The sequence below is a fragment of the Bacillus sp. EB106-07-01-XG149 genome, from assembly GCF_058791555.1.
The window spans coordinates 1,106,775-1,126,905 of sequence record NZ_JBYTDP010000002.1; the positions used below are offsets into that span (position 1 = coordinate 1,106,775).

The window sequence follows — 20,131 nt, forward strand, 5'->3', positions numbered from 1 at the left end:
ACTATGGAAGAAGTATTACACATAAAAAACGTCTCAAAAGTGTATGAAGGAAAAGTCCCTCATACTGCTTTAAAAAATATAAATTTACATGTAGATAAAGGAGAATTTGTCGCTATCATGGGACCATCTGGTAGTGGTAAATCTACATTTTTAAACGTTATCTCTACAATTGATTCACCTACTTCTGGTGATGTCGTTATTAACGGAAAAAAACCGCACACATTTCGTAGAGAGAAGTTAGCTATTTTCCGCCGACAAGAGTTAGGATTTGTTTTCCAAAACTTTAACCTACTAGATACACTAACAATCGGTGAAAATATCGTACTACCTTTAACATTAGATAATGTTCCATTAAAAGAAATGGACGAAAAGCTTGATAACATTTCAAAAAAGCTTGGCATTGATCATATTTTAGACAAACGTATTTTTGAAGTTTCTGGGGGCCAAGCACAGCGTACCGCAGTAGCACGTGCTGTTATTCATCATCCGTCACTTCTACTTGCCGATGAACCAACAGGAAACTTAGATTCGAAAGCAGCGATCGATGTAATGGAGTTATTTACGAAGTTAAATAAAGAAGAAGATGCAACAATTTTAATGGTTACGCACGATCCATTTGCAGCAAGTTATTGTAACCGCGTCATTTTCATTAAAGATGGTGAGCTTTACAACGAACTACACCGCGGACTATATCGCGAGAAATTTTATCAAGAAATATTAGATGTTTTAGCATTATTAGGAGGGAGACGTGGATGACATTTTGGCAATTCGCATTTAAAAATGTCTCGCGTAATTCGAAAGCATATTTCGCCTACTTTGTAAGTAGTGCGTTTTCTATCATGGTTTTCTTTTCATTTACTGTATACGCGTATCACCCGCGGTTACAGAGTGTACAAAGCTTTCAAGAACGTGATCCTCTAATGAACTTAGCTAGTACGGCACAGCTTGTGATTGTTATGTTCTCGTTCTTCTTTCTCTTATATTCAATTGGAACATTTTTAAATGTACGGAAGCAGCAATTCGGGATACTTACAATTCTCGGTATCTCACAGAGACAATTAAAAAGACTGTTATTTACTGAAAACATGATGATCGGGATATTGTCCATCTTTATCGGTATACAAGGTGGCCTCGTGTTTTCTAACTTTTTCTTATTAGTCACTTCGAAATTAACAAGTGCGAAAGGCCTTTATTTATATTGGCCAACAGAGGCGATTATCGTTACAACCGTAACGTTTATCATTTTATTTTTAATCGTTTCTACGTTTACACCAATGTTTATTCGTACTCGAAAAACAGCCCACCTCATTAAAGGGAACAAGAAAATGCCAGCTGAAAAAAGACCATCTATACTCATCTCTTTATTCGCTTTAATTTGTTTAGGGCTATGCTATTATATCGCTGGTTATCCGCGAGGCTACGTAACGGAAAAAAATGTGCAAAATGGATCTGTCTTTTTTATTATGTTATCTATTTTACCACTCGTAGTAGTCGGGACATATTTATTCTTTTCACAAACATTTCTTCTTTTTATCTATATTTTAAAGAAGCGTAGAAAGTTTTATTTGAAACAAATAAATATGTTATGGATTTCGGACTTAGTTGCTCGTACCCGTAGTAATATTAACGTACTCTTTATCGTTTCTATGCTATCTGCACTTGCATTTACAATTATTATTGGGTTATTCGCCGCTAATAACAATACGAAGGCATCAGTACTAGAGCGATATCCCGTCCCCTTCACTTATACATCAGAAGGTGAAAATTCCCTTGAGCAAAAGCATATTTCTACAATTGAAACGGAGCTTACAACTAGTAATTTTCAGTACAACAAATATAAGTTTACAGTCTTAAAAGATACAGCTTCAAAAGAAGATATTATGCTTATGAAGATGAGCGATTATAACGCAACCGCTCAACAATTGAAAAGACCGGAAATAACAATCGATTCTACAGAAGTGTATATTATTTCTCGCCACTCACCAGAACTTCTCGATCTCGTATCTAATCCATTTGCAAAGCAAAATACGATTACACTCGGATCTAATAAAAAAGAATTTCATATTAAAGGGTTTATTAATAAGGGAATAGAACCATCCTTTGCATTCCCACATTTAGCTGTCGTACAAGATTATGTATTTGATAATATGATTCCTCATATTGAAACAACCGTAATCTATAACTACTTCGTAGAAAACTGGGAAAATGCAATAGTTCCAACCAGAAATATGTTACGCGTTATTAGTGGTGATGCACGTGCGTTCTACGAAAAGCATACAGAAGAGAACGCTCAAGTTCCTTTCTTCATACATACGGCTACGGATGAACTCATTTACGGTAAAGGAAATGCAGTTGCTCAATTCTTTATTTGGGCATTTCTTGGTTTTATCTTCTTTATCGGTGCGGCTAGTGTCTTATATTTCCGTATGTATAATGACTTAACAACTGAAAAACAAAAGTATATTACGATTACAAAGCTTGGCTTAACTGAATTAGAAATGTTTCGCTCTGCAACCATTCAATTAGGAATTTTATTTTTTGTTCCGTATATCGTTGCTGGTGTTCACACGTTATTTGCGGTTAAGTTTTTACAAAGCATGTTTTCTTTCTCCTTACTAAAAGAGACATGTATCGTACTCACCTTTTTCGGGATTATCGAGATTATTTTCTTCTTCTTAATCCGTTCTCTGTATATTAATAAATTATCACAGCATATAAAAATATGAATAAAATGGCCTTGTGCGTATTGCACAAGGCCATTTTCAATAGTTTTTAAAAAATTAGCAGCAATATCCACCATAGCCGCCTGCGTAACCGCCATAACCACCATAGCCACAACCGCCGCCTCCGCCGAAGCAGCTAGCACCGATGATAATTAATAAAATAAACAATACGATTAGAAGCGCAAAACCGCCTCCGCATCCACGTCTACGGTCGCAATCATCATGTCTGTGTTCACACTTTTCGCTCATTACCCTATTCCTCCTTTAGTATCATTCACAACAAGTTCCTCTTGTTCTAAATGAGGGGATTCCATTTATAGTATGTTTTCAGGGCGAATAGGAAGCTTGGCTCACCTAAAAAAGGGCTTGTTTTCGGAAATGGGCTTCATCAAAAAAAAAGATACCAATTAAGGTATCTTCTAAATAAACATATTCAATAAAAGTGCAAAACCAAATGCGATAAATGATAACAATGTCTCCAGTACCGTCCATGTCTTAAATGTTTCCTTCACCGTTAATCCTAAATACTCTTTTACAAGCCAGAAACCTGCATCATTTACGTGAGAAAACATTAATGATCCTGCACCCGTTGCAATAACGAGTAATTCTAAATTCACTCCAGACATGTGCTGAATAACTGGTGAAACAATTCCAGCTGCTGTCGTTAATGCTACTGTCGCTGAACCTGTTGCAATTCGAATTAATCCAGCTACCATGAACGCTAATACAATTGGTGATAACGATATATGTTCTGCCATTTGTGCAATCGCCGTTCCAACGCCGCTTTCAATTAATATTTGTTTAAATCCACCACCTGCACCGATAATTAAAATAATGGAACCGACCGGTAATAAACTTTCATCCGTTAATTTTTTAATGACCTTTTTATTAATTCCTTGTCTTATTCCAAGTAAATAGAATGCTGCGAAACATGAAATAAGTAAAGCAATTACTGGACTTCCTATAAAAACAAAAAATTCAGTTATTTTTTTCGGTAATGAAATATATGGTGCAACTACTGATAAAATCATTAATACAACCGGTAATAAAATAATAAAGAATGAAACTTTACGACTTGGTAAATCAGTTGATACTGTCGTAACTCGAACAAGCTCTGGTTCATTTTCAGGTATAACCCTTTTATGTACCCACTTTGCAAATATAGGTCCTGCGATAATGGCTGTTGGTAACGCGATAATTAATGAATATAAAAGTACTTTTCCTAAGTTCGCGTTATAAATACCGATTGCTGTCATCGCCCCTGGATGTGGCGGTACGAGCCCATGCACAATAGATAATCCAGCAATAACAGGTAACGCAATTAATAATATATTTTGCTTCGTCGTTTTTCGAATGGAAATAACAAGTGGTAATAAAATGACAATCCCCACTTCAAAAAATACCGGAATCCCTATAACAAATCCTGCAAATAACATAGCCCAAGGTAGTTTCTTCACACCGAAAAATCGAATAAAGAAATCTGCCACTTGCATGCCGGCCCCTGAATCGGACATCATTTTTCCTAAAATTGTTCCGAGAGCTAAAATACCAACTAAATGCCCTAGTACACTACCAACACCAGTTTCATAGGCAGTCACTATTTTCGTTAAATTCAGTCCAGACATGATGGCTAAAAATAAACTCGCAACTGTTAAACTAATAAATGCATGCCATTTCCACCATGATACCCCTAAAATAACAATCGCGATTGCAAGTAACGTGACGATTAATAAGTATATATCCATCTCTCATTCCCCTTACTTTTCCCCCGTATTTGTGGACAGTAAACACCTAATTGGTGCGGGATGAACCCAATTAAAGTTTCACTTTATAAAAAAAGAGGGCGAATACCCTCTTTTTATACGTCATAATTCACTACATAATGCTGCATTTCTGTGTTGTAGTAGCCTTCGCTATATTCAATTACTTCGCCAACTTCATCGTAAGAATAACGCATACGTTTTAATAGCGCTGTCCCCTCTTTTTCACCTAACGCTTCTGCAACGAAACTAGGCGCGAGTCCAACTGCGAATTCATCTCTGAAGTTTTCTAAATGTATACCTCGGTCTTCAACTAAATCATAAAGCGATTGTAAATCAAAGTCCGATAAATCTGTACTTGCCATGTGTGCTGAGAAATAGTGCGTATAATGAATGTACGGTGCATCATTTAACGTATATAAACGTTCGATACGAAAACTCTCCTTACCGAATAATCGAAATGGCACTGTTCCTTCTTCATTATGAACGACTTCTGCTTTTAGTAATTTCTTTTGTACTTTATATCCTTCTTCCACTAACACTTCTGTAAATTTCTTTCCCTTTGACAACTTTGTCGCAGAAGTATTACGGATGACTTTCGTTCCTTTACCGCTTTTCTTTTCCAAATATCCTTCTTGAGCAAGTTCTTTAATCGCATTACGCACTGTAATTTTACTCACTTTGAACTCTTCTTCTAACTGCGGTTCGGAAGGAATATTCGTATGAATCGCATATACACCATGCAATATTCGATCACGAATAATATTTTTTATTTGTAAATATAATGGTCCTTTTTTCCTCGTTACGTTCACCGTTACACCCACTACCTTTCTACATCACCTACTGATGCCGTCATTGCCCGAAGTATATCCTTCTCTGATGACATTGGCGTATCACCGACGATTGTATGTGCAAGCATTCCAGCTGCTGACGCAAATGAAACAGCTTTCTCTGGTGCAAACTCTTCTATCTCGCCATGAATAATCCCGCTCGTATAAGCATCTCCAGCACCTATTCTATCATATACAGAAAACGTAAGTGTTTTTGCAAAAGTGAACGCACCATCTTTACATATAAACCCGCGAAGCGAGTGTGTATTATCGCTATTAATAGAGCGATGTGTACCAGCAATTGTAGCAATATGATATGTTTCAGCCACTTTCGGAATAAGATCAACAAGTTGCGCCTCTCGCTCTGTCTCTTCTGTTTTCATTCCAAGAACGAACATTGCATCTTTTTCATTCATCATAACGATATCAGCAAGAGCCAGCATTTCTTCATAATGCGGTTTCGCCTGCTCATATCCATCCTCTCCCCAAAGAGATGGACGATAATTGCAATCAAAAACGACAGTGCCTCCGTTTTCTTTAACTGCTTTCGCCAAAGATTTCATATGATGGCGCACCGTATCATTCATCGCAAGTGTAATTCCACAAAAATGAACGATATCAATTTCCTTGGCGATTTCTTCAAATTGATACATCTCTTTATATGCCGTATTAAAGCTACTTTCTAGGCGATTTGAATATGTAACGCGGCTTGCACGTGCTCCAAATCCATTTTCTAAAAAGTACATGCCGACATATTTACCACCTCTTGAAATAAACGGTGCCTGAATCCCTAACTTTTGAATGTGCGATATCGCAGCATCTCCAACCGAGTTTTCCGGTAAAGTTGAAATAAGAAAACCTTCATGCCCGAGATGAGAAATCGCCGCTGCAACGTTCACACCTGTACCAGAAAATGAGTAATTTAATGTGTTAGCTTGTGACAACAATTCATATCCTGGTACTTGCAGGCGCATCATTACTTCGCCAAATGCTGCAATTTTCTTACGCATATTGATCAACTAGCTTCTTCACTACCGCTAATAACTCACGAACATCTTCTGTTTTCGTATTACCAGTTTCTTTATCAATAATAGAAGAGTACACGTGCGGGATAACTTGCTCTACATTTGCCTCTAATGCGATACGTACAATTGTTTCAAAGTTTTCTTTATCAATTCCGCCTGTTGGCTCTAATGCAAAGCCTTCTTCCGCACATGCTTTCGCAACTGCGCGATATTCTTCTTCATGCGCTAATCCTTTCATTGGGAAGTATTTCAATGAATTTCCGCCCATATCACGTACAAGTGCGATTGCTGTTTTAATTGGAACGATTGCTTTTTCTTCTCCAGCTGCACTAATTGGACCAGTAGAAATGTTTACGTACCCTACTTTTCCTGTTGGTGATACTAAACTATTAATCCAGCTATCTTTTCCGCCAAGATTTGCACGTGTCGCTCCAACTGAAGGGAACACTTGGTTAATATGGCTACCAGGATAATGCTTCGCAATTTCAGCTACAACTGCCGCTTGGCGATTATCCCCTGCTCCTAGTCCGATTGATACAGCGTCATCAATTTCTTTTCCGTATGCTTTCATTGCAGTTACTGCTTCTTCTACTGTTGGATAGTCTTTTGATAACACTCCCACTACTACATAACCTTCTGCCGCTTCAAAAATGTCTTTTGCATTTTCGATATTGTTTGCTAATACATTTAATGCTACACGGCCTTTATAAAAACGTTTTTGAATGTTTGTCATTTTAGTTTCCCCCTACGATTTCTCTCATTTTTTCTTCAATTACATGTATGTCATCACCTTGAAGTGGACGTGGGTCAATGTCAAAGAATCCTTGTCTTACTCCATAATCACGTGTGTAAATTGCGATTTCCCCTTCGCGTAATGCTGTTACAACGTCTTTTGCTGATTTATTTAACTCTTTCTCGTTAATATGAATACGCGCTCTAAAGATTGCTCTTCCTGCTTCATCTTGAACGATCGTTACATTTACACCATTTAATTCTTTTAGCGGCATAAGTACTTGTAATAACTCTTTTTCTTGCTCACTCTTATCTTCTTTTACTCCGTACTCATCAAGCGCTTGAAGTAAGCCGAAAGTTGTTTCTTTCCCAACTTTCATACTTCTACCACTGCAATGTAATTGTACTTTCAGCCACTCGATATATTTTCGTTTACCGCCGACAATACCAGAAGTAGGTCCTTCAATTGCCTTTGAACCGCTATAAATGGCAAGGTCTGAATACTTTACATACTTTTGAATATCCTCTTCAGCTGCCGCATCGACGATAAGTGGTACGTTATTTCGCTGCGCAACTTCCCATGCTTCTTCAACAGAAATCATATTTTTTTGCACGGCATGATGGGATTTCACATATAGAATCGTTGCTGTATTTTCACCAATCGCATCTTCAATATGCTCTGCTTTCCCTTCATTTGCGTAACCCACTTCAACAAGCTTACCGCCGCCTAAATAAATCATCGTTTCAACAGGAGCACCATATTGAACGTTATGACCTTTTAACATAATCACTTCGTTTTTCGCGATGACCTCTTGATGAAGTCTTTCACTTTTACGGCGATTTCCTTCTGTAACGATACCAGCGATAGAAAGCGCAATTCCGCTCGATGCTGAATTCACAACGACTGCTGCCTCTGAATCTAGAATTCTCGCAATATGATCTCCTGCTTTATCTACTAAATCTGCAATTTCCACATAATTTTGTCCACCATGTTTCATCGCATCCATAACTGTATTTGTAGGAGCGGATACACCTAAAATACTCATTCTACCGCTCGCATTAATTACTCTTTTTAATCCATACTTAGCATTCAATGAATGACCCATTGATTACAACCCCTTTCGTATCAATTCTTCTTTCAGCAATGCGCTGATCCCCTTCTGAATCAATTAACGTAATCGGTTCATCTTTCACCGTAAATAAAGTTAAGTTTGCAATATCGCCTTCTTGAATACGGCCAAGCTCTGGTTTCTTCAGCCACTCTGCCGCATGTTTCGTCACCGCATCAATTACTTCTTCTAGCGGATACCCTAAGTAAAGGAATTTCGAAAGAACGTGAGCCATACTATACACTGGACCGTGTATACGATTCTTCCGGTAAATGTCTGTACTAATTGTATTAAAGGCAATACCGTGACGCTTCGCCGCTTCTGCTACTTTAAAAGAAAAACTAGCATTACCGTGACCAACATCTAAATGAACACCGCGCTTCACTGCATCTATTAATACAGGTAGCGGTTTGCCTTCTTCATCAAATAAATTATTTTCTTTCCCGTTTAAGTAATGTGTAATCACATCATCTTTTTCTAAAAGAGGTACAACTTCCTCAATGCGAGGAGGCGCTGAACCGATATGTACCATAATCGGTAATGATGTTTCACGAGATAAAGAGCGTGCAACATGAAGCGGTTCAATTCCGCTATCACAAACGACACTTTTACTCATTCTCGCCTTTAACCCAACGATTACATCTTTATACTTTTCTACTGCTTCTATTACTTTCTCTTTATCTATCCATTCCATATTGGATAATTCATCAATTCGTTTCAAACCGATGCGAGAAATATTTAAAAAGGTAAATAAATTCGTTTTCGCCTGCTCTCTACTTTGTACTAAATCTGCAATACGATCAGCTCCGCAGCTACCCGCATCAACAATTGTCGTTACCCCTTGCTTAACGCCAATTTTATCTACCTCATCGCCATACGGATCAAACTCTGGAAAAGCATGAACGTGTAAATCAATCCAGCCACTCGATACGTAAGTACCAGAGTAATCAAGAACCGTTCCACCTTCACCAGCACCAGCTTTCGTCACCTGTGCGATTTTATTATTTTCAATTACAATGTCAATCTCTTCCCCGTTCACACGTTTCACATTACGTAGTACGAATCGTTCTGTCATTGTATTTCCACCCTTTTCTATAAGAAGCCATAAGAATACGCTTACATTAAAGTTTCATTTTTTACGTCTCTTTCACACGTTTAGCGTAACACAAAAAAAAGAAGAAGTAAATATAACGTTATAATGTTTAAAAGTAAAATAAGAGATACTCCTCAAAATTCTGATAGTACAGGAAATTATATCAACGATTCGACAAGGAGTATCGATTTACCGACAAAAAACGCCAATCCCTTTCTTATATAAGAAAAGGCTGCTCCAAAACGGAACAACCTCTTTATCTATTCCTGAACCGTCACAATAACCCCGTCCACATTGTTCCCCGAAATTTCATACTGCTTATTTACCGGAACATTCACTTTCATGTCCCCGGAAACTTTATAATAAGAAACCGTATATTTCTTACCTTCTACATTCGTTGAAATTTCTTTTTTCTCTTTTAAGAAGTCTAAGTATTCCTCTAATGTAATTTTCTCTTTTTGCATAATAGCACTATGAGGTAAGCCGACGTAACGTATATGCCACGGCTCATATTGAATGCCTGTAATATGACTTTTATTTTTCGGATAACGTAAAACAAATCCGTGTTTCCATACGTTCTCTTCAATCCATTTTCCTTCAGGCGCTTTCTCCATTTTCTTTTGCGTAGATCCAACATCCAGTGATAATCCTAAATTATGTTCACTATATCCTGCTGGAAGTGCATAATCAGAGCCCATTTTTTCATATAACTTTTCTTGCTCATTAAAATCTCGATATCCGCTATTCATTAAAAAATGCTGTACGCCATCTTTCCCAGCTGCATCGACAACGTTCAAAAACTTGCTCACAACATCCTTTGATAAACGAAGATTTCTATCAAATATCACATAGCCTCTTACTAATTCACTATTGTGATTTACATTTATAATATCGGATCTAATACTATCTTTTTTAACGGGGTAATCTTTATTAACTAATAATAGATTACCTTTATAAACTTGTTCTTTTGTAACCTCTACCTTTTCAATATTCGCCGATTTTACCTTATTATCTTTTCCCGCAATTTTAACATCGATCTCCTTTTGAAATAACGGTGATATATAAAAGCCTACACAGACTGTACATAATATAAAAAGAGAAATAAATACCCACTTTTTCATTTCTAGTTCCTCCTTAACGTGACTTACGTATAGAATAGAAAAAACTCTTAAAATAAAAAGTGGGGTAAAGTTTAAATTTTTATTAAATTGCTTAGCTTTCTTCTTTTGGTAATCTTACTTCAAATATCGTTCTAATTACATTACTTTCAGCAGAAATCTTCCCATCATGCTGTTCAACAATATTTTTCGCGATAAATAAACCAAGACCTGTACTACCTTGTTGCTCTGACCTTGCTTTATCACCTGTATAAAACATATCAAAAAGATACGGTAAATCTTCTTCCGGAATGCTATCTCCGTAATTAATAATTTGTACGACTACCTCTTCACTCTCAATATATGCGTTCACATCGACAAACTTTCCATCATACCCGTAACGAATCGCGTTCGTTAAAAGATTTTCAAATACCCTCGCTAATAATTTTCCATCACCGCTAATAGGTAAATAAGAATCCATGTTCAATCTCGCTTCTAAACCCTTTTTCTCTAATAACGGATACAATTCTTCCTCTAACTGTATAAGCAATTCACTTATATCAATTGGTCTTTTGTCCAGCTGCAACATCCCATAATTCATTCTCGTAATTTCAAATAATTCATCAATTAAACTTTCCAGCCTTTCGGATTTCGTAAAAGCGATTGTGGAAAAATGTTTAATTTGTTCTTTCGTCAAATTCTCATCTTTAAGAATTAAATCTAAATAACCTAAAACAGATGTTAACGGCGTTCTTAAATCGTGAGCTAAGTTAACAATAAGCTGGTCTTTACTACTTTCCGCAAAGTCTCCTCGTTCCACTGCTTCCTTTAATTTTTCACTCGCTACATTTATTTCACGTGCGATATATCCAAACTCATCATTTGATGAAACGTGCACTTCATTTGTAAAATCTCCGTTCGCCAAATGGTGAATCCCGTTTGAAATCTCATCAAAATATTTTACATAAGGCCTAGTAAGGAAGAAGAAAAACATAATAGACAGAGGGATAAAAATAATTAAAAAGAAATTAACATCCCCAATTTGTCTTACCATTGAACGGAATTGGGCTAATGGATCTTCAAAACGAACGACTAATTTATAGTAGATCCGTAAGCCTTCATAAATGATATACGTTACCCCACCAGCTAATATCATACTTAACGCAAATAGCATAACCATCTTCGAGCGAAAGCTTCTCATCTTTTTAGCCATTGAAAGTATACCCTACTCCCCACACTGTTTTTATTAACTTATTCTTTCTTTTATCTTCTCCAAGTTTTTTCCGTAGTGTACGAATATGTACCATAACTGTATTTCCACTTTCATAATAACCTTCAGCCCATACTTGCTGAAAAATATTTTCCACATTGTACACTTTCTTCGGATGGCTCGCTAATAAATATAAAATATCAAACTCTTTCGGTGTTAATTCAACTTGTTCTCCGTACACATTTACTGTTCTTCGCTCAGGATCAATAACAACTCCGCCTACCTCTAAAGCAGATTTATTCTCCGCTACTTTCGGCTGATTTAACGTAAGAAATCGGCGTAATTGTGCATTTACACGTGCAACTAATTCAATCGGTGTAAAAGGTTTCGTCATATAATCATCTGCACCTAATACTAAACCTGTCACCTTATCAAAATCAGACGTTTTCGCACTTAAGAAAATGATTGGCATATGATGCTTCGCGCGAATTTGGCGCGTCACTTCATAACCATCCATTTTTGGCATCATAATATCTAAAACTACTAAGTCGATTGGCTGCGTTTTAATAACATGAATTGCCTCTTCTCCATCAGCTGCCTTCACGACGTGGTAACCTTCTTTTTCTAAATGTATCTCAATTAAATCAGCAATTTCTGCCTCATCATCCGCTATTAAAATTGAAATGTTCTTCATTTTACTCCCCCTGTTTCTCGTTCCCTTTTTATACGATCGATTGTAAACTAGTCTATCCAATTTGTACAATACGAAAAGGTTACTCGCGGGAGTAACCTTAATAAATAAAATTATAGCAGCGATTATTGAAATATATCGACTTACCGACAATTAACAACAAAATCCTACCGTTATTTGCGGGCATCCTGATTAAATTCACCGCTCCAAAACTATCCGCTGCTTCGTGATTTGCGCCAGCCTTTCTCGATTTACTTCATACTCAGTGTCAACACTTTGCGGTACAATCACCTTTCCGCCCTCAAGCATCACTTCCGGCGAAATAATATCCTTCTCCCAATGTCGACTAGAAGCAGATATATCTCCTGGAATCGTAAAATTCGGCAATGAAGCAAGCGCAACATTTTGTGCTCGTGAAATCCCCATCTCTACCATACCACCGCACCAAACTGGTATGGTATGCTCCATGCAGTAATCATGAATTTGAATGGATTCTGTTAATCCACCCACTCGCCCTGGTTTAATATTAACGATGCGGCAACTACCAAGCGTAATCGCAACGCGCGTGTCTTCTAAACTATGGATGCTTTCGTCTAAACAAATTGGCGTTTCTATTTTCTTTTGCAGCTCTGCATGATCAAGAAAATCGTAGTCCGCTAGCGGTTGTTCAATCATCATCAATTGAAAATCATCTAATCGCTTCAACTTCTCCGTATCCGCTAATGTATACGCTGAATTCGCATCAGCCATTAACGGGATGCTTGGAAACTCTTTACGAATTTCTTTCAATAACTCGTAATCATGCTCTGGCTTTATTTTCACTTTAAAACGCTCATATCCTTCTTCTGCATACTTCTCGATTTGTTTTAACATAACCGGAATTGTATTGATACCAATCACAACGCCTACTTCAATTTCAGTCCTAGTTCCGCCAAGTAATGTCGCTAATGACTTCTTTTGACGCTTTGCATATAAGCCCCAAACAGCCCCTTCAATTCCGGCCTTTGCCATTCTGTTTCTCTTTATATGCTTGAACAAATCTGGTATTTCATTCGGATGAGAAATTTCAGCTTTCAATAAATCCGGTATTAAAAAATCTTGAAGTACATGTAGCGCTGTCTTCACCGTTTCTTCCGTATACCACGGTTCAGAGAACGCAACGACTTCGCCAAACCCAATGTATCCGTCCGTATCTTCTAATTCAATGACGATACTTTCACGCTTTTCATAAGTTCCGTAGCTTGCAGCAAACGGAATGACGAGTGGCATTTCCGTTATATGAAGTGTCGCTTTTTTTATTTCCACTTACATCTCCCCCACTAATTGTCTTAACTCTCGTCTTAACAATTTTTTCGAAGCATTTCGTGGTAATTCCTCTAAGAAACATGCTTTCTTCGGCACTTTATATTTCGCTAATTTCTCCTCGCAAAAATGCAGAATTTCTTCTTCTGTTACCTCCCCACTTTTTACAACAAAAGCAGCAGGTACTTGTCCCCATTTATCGTCAGCCATACCAACAACACCAGCTTCTGCTACCATCGGATGAGAGAGTAACACTTCTTCAATTTGAGCCGGATATATATTCTCTCCGCCAGAAATAATTAAATCACTGCGGCGATCTAGTACGTATAAAAATCCTTCTTCGTCTAAATAACCGAGGTCACCAGTATGAAGCCAGCCGTTTTGAATCGTTTCGCGCGTCGCATCTTCACGGTTAAAATAACCGCCTGTTACGTTTGGTCCTTTTACTACGATCTCGCCTTCCGCAAATGGCGGCACTACTACGCCATCTTTTTCAATACGAAGTTGGCACTGAAATAGTGGTTTCCCGGCTGATCCTACTTTCGTTAACATGTAATCTGCGGATAACGTACAAATTTGCGACGACGTTTCTGTCATACCGTACGTTTGATACACAGGAATTCCTTTTTCTACACATGTTTCGAGTAACGGTTTCGGCGCTGGTCCTCCGCCAAGTAACATGCATCGTAAAGAAGATGGATATGTCTCTTCTCCAAGTCTCTCTAATAAATCAGTTAACATTTTTGAAACGACAGAAATAATCGTAACACCTCTCGTTTGAAGTGATTTATGAATAAAATCAGCATCGTATTTCGGAACGAGTAAAATGCGCATGCCGTACATAATATTTTTCATTAGAAGAGATAACCCGCCAACGTGGAACATTGGCATACAAGCTAACCAGCAATCATCATCACGAAGTCCTAAATTAAACGAAGAACCAACTGCGCTCGCCCAATGATTGCCGTACGTTAAAATAACGCCTTTCGGTTTCCCTGTCGTCCCAGACGTATAAATAATTGTCATCGCTTCTTCTAAGGAGAATTCTTCTTGTATAAATGCTTCCGCCTTTGGCCCATTCATCACTTCGGCGAACGAATATACAGAAACATCTTTAGCCTCGAAATCTTGATCCGTCACTAAGCATACAACTTCAGCATCATCCATTTGCCAAAGTAGCTCTTCTCTTGAAAGACGCGTATTTAAAAGCACAGCTACTGCACCTACGTAAGATAGGGCGTGAATAACTGTAATCATCTCCATACCATTTTTCATCAGAACAGCCACCTTTTGCCCACGCTTCACTCCTACATGCGTGAGGTGTTCACAAAAAGATACTACTTTTTCATGCAGCTGCATAAAAGTAACTTTCTCTTCCTCTATTTCAATTGCAGTGCGATCTGGTGTTAAAAATGCACGTTGCTTTAACCAATTCGGCATCGTCGTCATCATTCATTCTCCTTTCATGAAAGAAAGAGACTTGATATGACATCAAGTCTCTTAGTTGTTTTGTTTCCGGTTTGATCTCATCTAGCTGCGCCTCCTAGCCCTTTCCGTCTAAGAACCTTCCGCACGAGAAAGTAAAAAACACTTTCTGTGCGAAAGAACCTTAGCCTACGAGGCTAAACAGTCGGCTCCGCTTTTGGTTTGATCACGGGAAACGAGGGAATTGACCGAAGTCCGGACTGCGTTTTTCTTTAAACGCGTCGCGACCTTCTTTTGCTTCGTCAGTTGTGTAGTACAATAACGTTGCATCTCCAGCTAGTTGTTGAATACCAGCTAGACCGTCTGTGTCTGCGTTGAATGCAGCTTTTAGGAAACGAAGTGCCATTGGGCTGTTTGCTAAGATTTCTTGTGCCCATTGTACTGTTTCTGCTTCAAGCTCTTCTAATGGTACTACTGTGTTTACTAAGCCCATATCAAGCGCTTCTTGTGCGCTGTATTGACGGCATAGGTACCAAATTTCGCGAGCTTTCTTGTGGCCTACCATACGAGCTAAGTAACCAGCTCCGTATCCACCGTCAAAGCTTCCTACTTTAGGACCTGTTTGTCCGAATACAGCGTTGTCTGCAGCGATTGTTAAGTCACATACGATATGAAGTACGTGTCCACCACCGATTGCATAACCTGCTACCATTGCGATAACTGGTTTAGGAATTGCGCGAATTAGACGTTGTAAATCTAATACATTTAAACGAGGGATTTGGTCGTCACCTACATATCCACCATGACCGCGAACTTTTTGGTCGCCGCCAGAACAGAATGCACGTCCACCTTCACCTGTTAAAATGATAACGCCAACATTTGCATCATCACGAGCGTGTGCAAAAGCGTTGATTAACTCCATTACCGTTTTAGGACGGAATGCGTTATGTACTTCAGGACGGTTAATCGAAATCTTTGCGATACCATTGTATGTTGAATAAATAATATCTTCGTAATTGCCTTCTTTTACCCATTCAATAGCCATTACAACTACCTCCTTGTATATTTTTGATCTCCTCTATAAGTGTAGCTTCCTTCTTAGATGAAAAAGCATCACTGCATAGTTTTTAGAAATCCCTTTACTATTGTATCAAACTTTTCCGGTTGTTCCACATGAATTGCATGGCCAGCACCATCAATTTTGACAAATTTCGCGTCAGATACGCATTTTCCGATGTTTTTTAATATGCGAAAGAACTTTTCATCATACTCCCCGTTCATTAAAAGAACAGGTATTTTTAAATTTTGCAGCTCGTTCCACCATGAAGGCTGAGCCCCTGTTCCCATGCCGCGCAAGCTATTTGCAAGTCCTTTTGGATTGTTAGCAAGTCGTTCTTTTCGCACTGCTTCTTGTACGTTTTGTGCTAAACATTTTTGCGTTTCAAACAGCGGAATATTTTCCCACATCGTTACAAAACTATTGATGCCTTCTCGCTCAATTTTATTGGCAAGTCGCTCATCTTTTTCACAGCGTTCTTTTCTAGCCTCTTCACTTTCAAGCCCAGCTGTACAATTTTCTAATAAAAGAGAATGTACATACTCTGGATATAGGCACGCCATCGTAATCGCCAGTCTACCGCCCATTGAATAGCCAAGTATGTGTGCTTTTTCAATATGAAGATAATCTAGTAGTTCTTTCATTTGTAGCGCCGCATTTCGAATATCATAATGAGTCACATCTTCAGGACTTTCCGTTTTTCCGTGCCCCACAATGTCTACTAAAATGACTTGAAACTGCTCGCGCCAAGAAGGAACGAAGGAACGCCACGTTTCCATGCTTCCCGTAAAACCATGAAGAAGTAGAAGTGGTTGCCCGCTTCCGACTACTTCATATTCATACGATACACCTTGCAGCGTTACGTTCATTTTGATTCACCTTGCAACGATGCAGTAATTACGTCCTGCGTTTTCGCCCACAATTTACGGTGCAATATTAAGTTTTCATCACGGTTCGTACAAATTTCTACAACGTGTAAACCTTCCGTCGTCGTTCCCTTTTGTACCTCTTCTCGAAATTGCTCCCAACCATTTACACGACTAAATGAACCGCCGTACATTTTGACAATATGCTCGTAATCAAGTCCAATTGGCGTTCCAAATAATGATTCGAAATGTTCCTTTTTCTCATATTGTGGTAAGAATGAGAAAATACCGCCACCATCATTGTTTACAACGACAATCGTTATATTTAATTCATGTAATTTTGCGGCTAATAATCCGTTTAAATCGTGATAAAATGATAAATCACCAATAACTAATACGAGCGGATCGCAAATAATGCTCGCTCCTAAAGCTGTCGAAATGATTCCATCAATCCCGTTTACACCACGGTTTGCCATCACTTGAATATTTTTATCCGATGTGAAGAAGAATGAATCTGTATCACGAATTGGCATACTATTACTCGCAAATAATGTTGCCCCTTCTGGTAGTACGCGGACGATATCCGTAATAACTTTCCCTTCAAATGCAGTTTCATATGTTTCCATTTCACGAAGCGTTTCCTTCGTTTTTTCGTTTATATGTTGCCACATTCCGAACCAATCATTCTGTTTCATAGCTGGTATTTTTTCTATTAGTGCCCTGCAAAATGCAATATCACTTGCCTGTACAACTTCTGTCGCAACGAGAGCTGGGTCTCTCCATTGGCCAGATTCTTCAACAACGATATGAACAGCTTTCGTCTGTTTTTTAATGAACTGCGTTAATGCTTTAGAAACAGGCATACCACCAAAGCGAATCATAACTTCTGGCTTCCACGTTTCTTTTAACAATTCATTTCGTAAAAATGTATCGTAACAGTCAATTACCATCGTTTTATCGTGATGTCCGCTACGAATGTTAGAAAGTGGATCCGCTAATATTGGATATCCCGTTTTTTCAGCTAGTTCTGCCGCAAACGCTGCGATTTCTGAATGACTATCATCTCCACAAATAATAAGCCCCTTTTCCATATGTGAAAGGCGCCCTACAAGAGAATCTACATATTCACTCGGCATCATCACGTTCCCTTGCTGAACTACTCCTGTATATTCCCCGCGTCCTTGATCCCATAAACTTTCTAATGAGAAATCTGGGATAAGCGGCTCGCGAACTGGAAAATTAAGATGAACAGGTCCTTGCGGCGCTAGAAGTGCGCTTGCTATCGTGCGCTGCGTCGTCATGCGAGCATAATGATACATCGCTTCACTCGCTTCTGGAAGTGCCATCTCTGTAAATTGCTTCACAAATGTACCGTATAAATTGAATTGATTCATCGCTTGTGGTGCACCAACATCTCTTAATTCATGCGGTCTATCTGCCGTTAAGACGATAAGCGGCACTCGTGAATGAAAAGCTTCACATACAGCTGGATAGTAGTTCGCTGCTGCCGTTCCTGACGTACATAATAATGCAACAGGACGTTTTTTCGCTTTTGCAATGCCGAGCGCAAAAAATCCTGCTGATCTTTCATCTACATGTAAATATGTGTTCATTCCTTCATGTTGTTCCATTAGTAGAGCAATCGGTGTTGACCGTGAGCCTGGACTAATGACAACATCACATACATTTAGACGCGTCAGTTCATCCACGAACGCGCCTAAATAATATGATAATGCTTCTATATGATTGTTCATTTCATTAATTCCTCCAAAGCACCAAGCATCGGTCTAAACTTCAAGCTTGTTTCTTCATATTCAAGTTGCGGTACTGAATCAATTACAATCCCGCACCCGGCAAATAAGGATGCTTTCGCGCCATTTAATAATCCGCAGCGAAGTGCAACCGCAAATTCACCATTTCCTTCATCATCTATCCAGCCAATCGGTGCACCATATAACCCTCTGTCTAACAATTCAACATCACGAATCAGTTTCATCGCTTCCAAACGAGGTGTCCCGCCAAGAGCTGGTGTTGGGTGTAATTCTTCTACCATTGTTAAAAGACTCGCATCGCCTTTTGCCTCTACAGGCGTATATAAATGAATTAAGTTTTTCGTTGTTAATAAGCCCGGACTTTCCGGAATATTAACGGATTCGCAGTGCTCATTGAGTACTCCTCGAATCATGTTCACAACATAACCGTGTTCAGCTAAATTCTTTTCATCATGAAGAAGCGCATTACTATTTCGTTTACTTTCTTCTATAGATTGACCATGACCAGTTGAACCAGCAAGACACATCGAAGTAAACCTCTCATCTTCTTTGCGAATTAATCTCTCTGGCGTCGCTCCTAAGAAGCATGCTCCTTTATAATCAAAAGAAAATACGTAACAATCCGGTTGCCCAATGCGAAGCGCTTCTAAAACAAGAGCAGAATCAATATGATGATCCATTTCTACTTTTAGCTCCCTCGCTAATACAACCTTCTGCACGTTCCCCTGCTTCATCTCATCTTGCACTGTCTCAATGGCCTTCATCCAGCCTTTCGGATCTACTTCTACTTTAGAAGTAACTGTTAATTTCGATCCTTCTAGTGCACATTTACTCTCCCCAAAAATTTTCTCTTCTAAAGAAACAATTTCGTTATAAAGAGTTTCTGCACAATCAGTTGCTGAAACGAATGTATTCATTGTTAACCATGCTTTTTCATTTTTTACAGTTAATAAAAATGCTGGTAGTGAAAATGTCGTATCATCAAATTCTTTCCATAAGTCGGTTTTCTCTTTTTCTTGGTCAAATGAAAATCCACCAAATAAAAGAGGACCTGTTCCAAATTCGTATCTTCCTCTTTGTACAAATGCTTTCTCTTTTACTTTATCCCACTCGTCACGAGCCGTTTGAAAGCGTTTGTGAGAAGAAGTTGCTATAGTGAAAACAGAGCCAATTCCAGCAAATATTACATGCTGAGCTGGGTCTGCAAAATAACATCTATTTTCGAATGAGATCCTTTTTCCTGCTGCATAAAACAGAAGCGGATCTATCCAGTCTATTTGTTTTACGAAGCTAACCAATATTTTTTCATCAGTTGCACGCTTAATGGCTGCACTAAGAACTTCTTGCAAGCCTATTTGTTTCGTTTGAATCACAATTGTCTCCCCCCTATGGGCGAAAAATAGTCATAATTACGCTTGATTTTAAGATACACCTCAAAC

Annotated in this window: 18 protein-coding genes; 2 read left to right on the forward strand and 16 right to left on the reverse strand. The window is 38.5% G+C overall.

Annotation, left to right across the window (positions count from 1 at the left end; genetic code table 11):
• Positions 1–3 precede the first annotated feature (3 nt).
• Both AC3WTA_RS11970 and AC3WTA_RS11975 read left to right on the forward strand, forming a co-directional pair.
• Positions 4–756 carry an ABC transporter ATP-binding protein gene (locus AC3WTA_RS11970; protein ID WP_000393250.1) on the forward strand — a complete coding sequence of 251 codons (753 nt, stop codon included), beginning with the start codon at positions 4–6 and terminating at the stop codon, positions 754–756.
• Complete coding sequence (locus AC3WTA_RS11975) at positions 753–2,726, forward strand: FtsX-like permease family protein (RefSeq protein ID WP_492332888.1); 1,974 nt, start codon at positions 753–755, stop codon at positions 2,724–2,726. Before AC3WTA_RS11970 ends, AC3WTA_RS11975 begins: the two co-directional genes overlap by 4 nt.
• Before the next feature lie 54 nt (positions 2,727–2,780).
• Here AC3WTA_RS11975 and AC3WTA_RS11980 read toward each other — a convergent pair whose 3' ends face one another.
• The 16 genes from AC3WTA_RS11980 to AC3WTA_RS12055 all read right to left on the reverse strand — a co-directional run bounded on the left by AC3WTA_RS11980 (position 2,781) and on the right by AC3WTA_RS12055 (position 20,065).
• Positions 2,781–2,972 carry a YjcZ family sporulation protein gene (locus tag AC3WTA_RS11980; RefSeq protein WP_001290386.1) on the reverse strand — a complete coding sequence of 64 codons (192 nt, stop codon included), beginning with the start codon at positions 2,970–2,972 and terminating at the stop codon, positions 2,781–2,783.
• Between the two features lie 170 nt (positions 2,973–3,142).
• The gene (gene gntP / locus AC3WTA_RS11985) at positions 3,143–4,468 is read right to left on the reverse strand and encodes a gluconate permease GntP (protein ID WP_087982671.1); all 1,326 of its coding nucleotides are present in this window, start codon (positions 4,466–4,468) and stop codon (positions 3,143–3,145) included.
• Positions 4,469–4,581: 113 nt separating this feature from the next.
• Positions 4,582–5,307: a GntR family transcriptional regulator gene (locus AC3WTA_RS11990; protein ID WP_000539289.1), complete on the reverse strand. Its 726-nt coding sequence runs from the start codon at positions 5,305–5,307 to the stop codon at positions 4,582–4,584.
• Positions 5,307–6,323 carry a sugar kinase gene (locus tag AC3WTA_RS11995; RefSeq protein WP_001227488.1) on the reverse strand — a complete coding sequence of 339 codons (1,017 nt, stop codon included), beginning with the start codon at positions 6,321–6,323 and terminating at the stop codon, positions 5,307–5,309. Before AC3WTA_RS11995 ends, AC3WTA_RS11990 begins: the two co-directional genes overlap by 1 nt.
• Positions 6,316–7,071, reverse strand: coding sequence for a 2-dehydro-3-deoxy-phosphogluconate aldolase (gene dagF / locus AC3WTA_RS12000; protein ID WP_000181913.1), 756 nt, complete (start codon positions 7,069–7,071; stop codon positions 6,316–6,318). The genes AC3WTA_RS11995 and dagF overlap by 8 nt, the downstream gene beginning before the upstream one ends.
• Before the next feature lies 1 nt (position 7,072).
• The gene (locus tag AC3WTA_RS12005; RefSeq protein WP_070169184.1) at positions 7,073–8,176 is read right to left on the reverse strand and encodes a DgaE family pyridoxal phosphate-dependent ammonia lyase; all 1,104 of its coding nucleotides are present in this window, start codon (positions 8,174–8,176) and stop codon (positions 7,073–7,075) included.
• Positions 8,154–9,254 (reverse strand): amidohydrolase/deacetylase family metallohydrolase, encoded by a 1,101-nt coding sequence (locus AC3WTA_RS12010; RefSeq protein ID WP_070169185.1) that lies wholly within the window; start codon positions 9,252–9,254, stop codon positions 8,154–8,156. The genes AC3WTA_RS12005 and AC3WTA_RS12010 overlap by 23 nt, the downstream gene beginning before the upstream one ends.
• A 278-nt stretch (positions 9,255–9,532) precedes the next feature.
• Positions 9,533–10,393 (reverse strand): D-Ala-D-Ala carboxypeptidase VanY, encoded by an 861-nt coding sequence (locus AC3WTA_RS12015; protein ID WP_000759418.1) that lies wholly within the window; start codon positions 10,391–10,393, stop codon positions 9,533–9,535.
• A gap of 91 nt (positions 10,394–10,484) precedes the next feature.
• Complete coding sequence (locus tag AC3WTA_RS12020; protein ID WP_001085282.1) at positions 10,485–11,582, reverse strand: HAMP domain-containing sensor histidine kinase; 1,098 nt, start codon at positions 11,580–11,582, stop codon at positions 10,485–10,487.
• Positions 11,575–12,273: a response regulator transcription factor gene (locus AC3WTA_RS12025; RefSeq protein ID WP_000790344.1), complete on the reverse strand. Its 699-nt coding sequence runs from the start codon at positions 12,271–12,273 to the stop codon at positions 11,575–11,577. Before AC3WTA_RS12025 ends, AC3WTA_RS12020 begins: the two co-directional genes overlap by 8 nt.
• A gap of 195 nt (positions 12,274–12,468) precedes the next feature.
• Positions 12,469–13,575 carry an o-succinylbenzoate synthase gene (gene menC, locus AC3WTA_RS12030; protein ID WP_070169186.1) on the reverse strand — a complete coding sequence of 369 codons (1,107 nt, stop codon included), beginning with the start codon at positions 13,573–13,575 and terminating at the stop codon, positions 12,469–12,471.
• A complete protein-coding gene (locus AC3WTA_RS12035) occupies positions 13,576–15,021 on the reverse strand; it encodes an o-succinylbenzoate--CoA ligase (RefSeq protein WP_000210386.1) in 1,446 nt (481 codons plus the stop codon).
• A gap of 202 nt (positions 15,022–15,223) precedes the next feature.
• Positions 15,224–16,042 carry a 1,4-dihydroxy-2-naphthoyl-CoA synthase gene (gene menB / locus AC3WTA_RS12040; RefSeq protein WP_000963888.1) on the reverse strand — a complete coding sequence of 273 codons (819 nt, stop codon included), beginning with the start codon at positions 16,040–16,042 and terminating at the stop codon, positions 15,224–15,226.
• A gap of 68 nt (positions 16,043–16,110) precedes the next feature.
• Positions 16,111–16,923 (reverse strand): 2-succinyl-6-hydroxy-2,4-cyclohexadiene-1-carboxylate synthase, encoded by an 813-nt coding sequence (gene menH, locus AC3WTA_RS12045; protein WP_098251595.1) that lies wholly within the window; start codon positions 16,921–16,923, stop codon positions 16,111–16,113.
• A complete protein-coding gene (gene menD, locus AC3WTA_RS12050; RefSeq protein WP_001059226.1) occupies positions 16,920–18,674 on the reverse strand; it encodes a 2-succinyl-5-enolpyruvyl-6-hydroxy-3-cyclohexene-1-carboxylic-acid synthase in 1,755 nt (584 codons plus the stop codon). The genes menH and menD overlap by 4 nt, the downstream gene beginning before the upstream one ends.
• Complete coding sequence (locus AC3WTA_RS12055; protein WP_000616713.1) at positions 18,671–20,065, reverse strand: isochorismate synthase; 1,395 nt, start codon at positions 20,063–20,065, stop codon at positions 18,671–18,673. Before AC3WTA_RS12055 ends, menD begins: the two co-directional genes overlap by 4 nt.
• Positions 20,066–20,131: the final 66 nt, after the last annotated feature.

Excerpts from the sequence above, each read along its gene's own strand:
- AC3WTA_RS11970 (WP_000393250.1), top strand. The coding sequence starts at position 4 with ATGGAAGAAGTATTACACATAAAAAACGTCTCAAAAGTGTATGAAGGA.
- AC3WTA_RS11975 (WP_492332888.1), top strand. The coding sequence starts at position 753 with ATGACATTTTGGCAATTCGCATTTAAAAATGTCTCGCGTAATTCGAAA.
- AC3WTA_RS11980 (WP_001290386.1), bottom strand. The coding sequence starts at position 2,972 with ATGAGCGAAAAGTGTGAACACAGACATGATGATTGCGACCGTAGACGT.
- gntP (WP_087982671.1), bottom strand. The coding sequence starts at position 4,468 with ATGGATATATACTTATTAATCGTCACGTTACTTGCAATCGCGATTGTT.
- AC3WTA_RS11995 (WP_001227488.1), bottom strand. The coding sequence starts at position 6,323 with ATGCGTAAGAAAATTGCAGCATTTGGCGAAGTAATGATGCGCCTGCAA.
- dagF (WP_000181913.1), bottom strand. The coding sequence starts at position 7,071 with ATGACAAACATTCAAAAACGTTTTTATAAAGGCCGTGTAGCATTAAAT.
- AC3WTA_RS12005 (WP_070169184.1), bottom strand. The coding sequence starts at position 8,176 with ATGGGTCATTCATTGAATGCTAAGTATGGATTAAAAAGAGTAATTAAT.
- AC3WTA_RS12010 (WP_070169185.1), bottom strand. The coding sequence starts at position 9,254 with ATGACAGAACGATTCGTACTACGTAATGTGAAACGTGTGAACGGGGAA.
- AC3WTA_RS12015 (WP_000759418.1), bottom strand. The coding sequence starts at position 10,393 with ATGAAAAAGTGGGTATTTATTTCTCTTTTTATATTATGTACAGTCTGT.
- AC3WTA_RS12020 (WP_001085282.1), bottom strand. The coding sequence starts at position 11,582 with ATGGCTAAAAAGATGAGAAGCTTTCGCTCGAAGATGGTTATGCTATTT.
- AC3WTA_RS12025 (WP_000790344.1), bottom strand. The coding sequence starts at position 12,273 with ATGAAGAACATTTCAATTTTAATAGCGGATGATGAGGCAGAAATTGCT.
- AC3WTA_RS12035 (WP_000210386.1), bottom strand. The coding sequence starts at position 15,021 with ATGACGACGATGCCGAATTGGTTAAAGCAACGTGCATTTTTAACACCA.
- menB (WP_000963888.1), bottom strand. The coding sequence starts at position 16,042 with ATGGCTATTGAATGGGTAAAAGAAGGCAATTACGAAGATATTATTTAT.
- menH (WP_098251595.1), bottom strand. The coding sequence starts at position 16,923 with ATGAACGTAACGCTGCAAGGTGTATCGTATGAATATGAAGTAGTCGGA.
- menD (WP_001059226.1), bottom strand. The coding sequence starts at position 18,674 with ATGAACAATCATATAGAAGCATTATCATATTATTTAGGCGCGTTCGTG.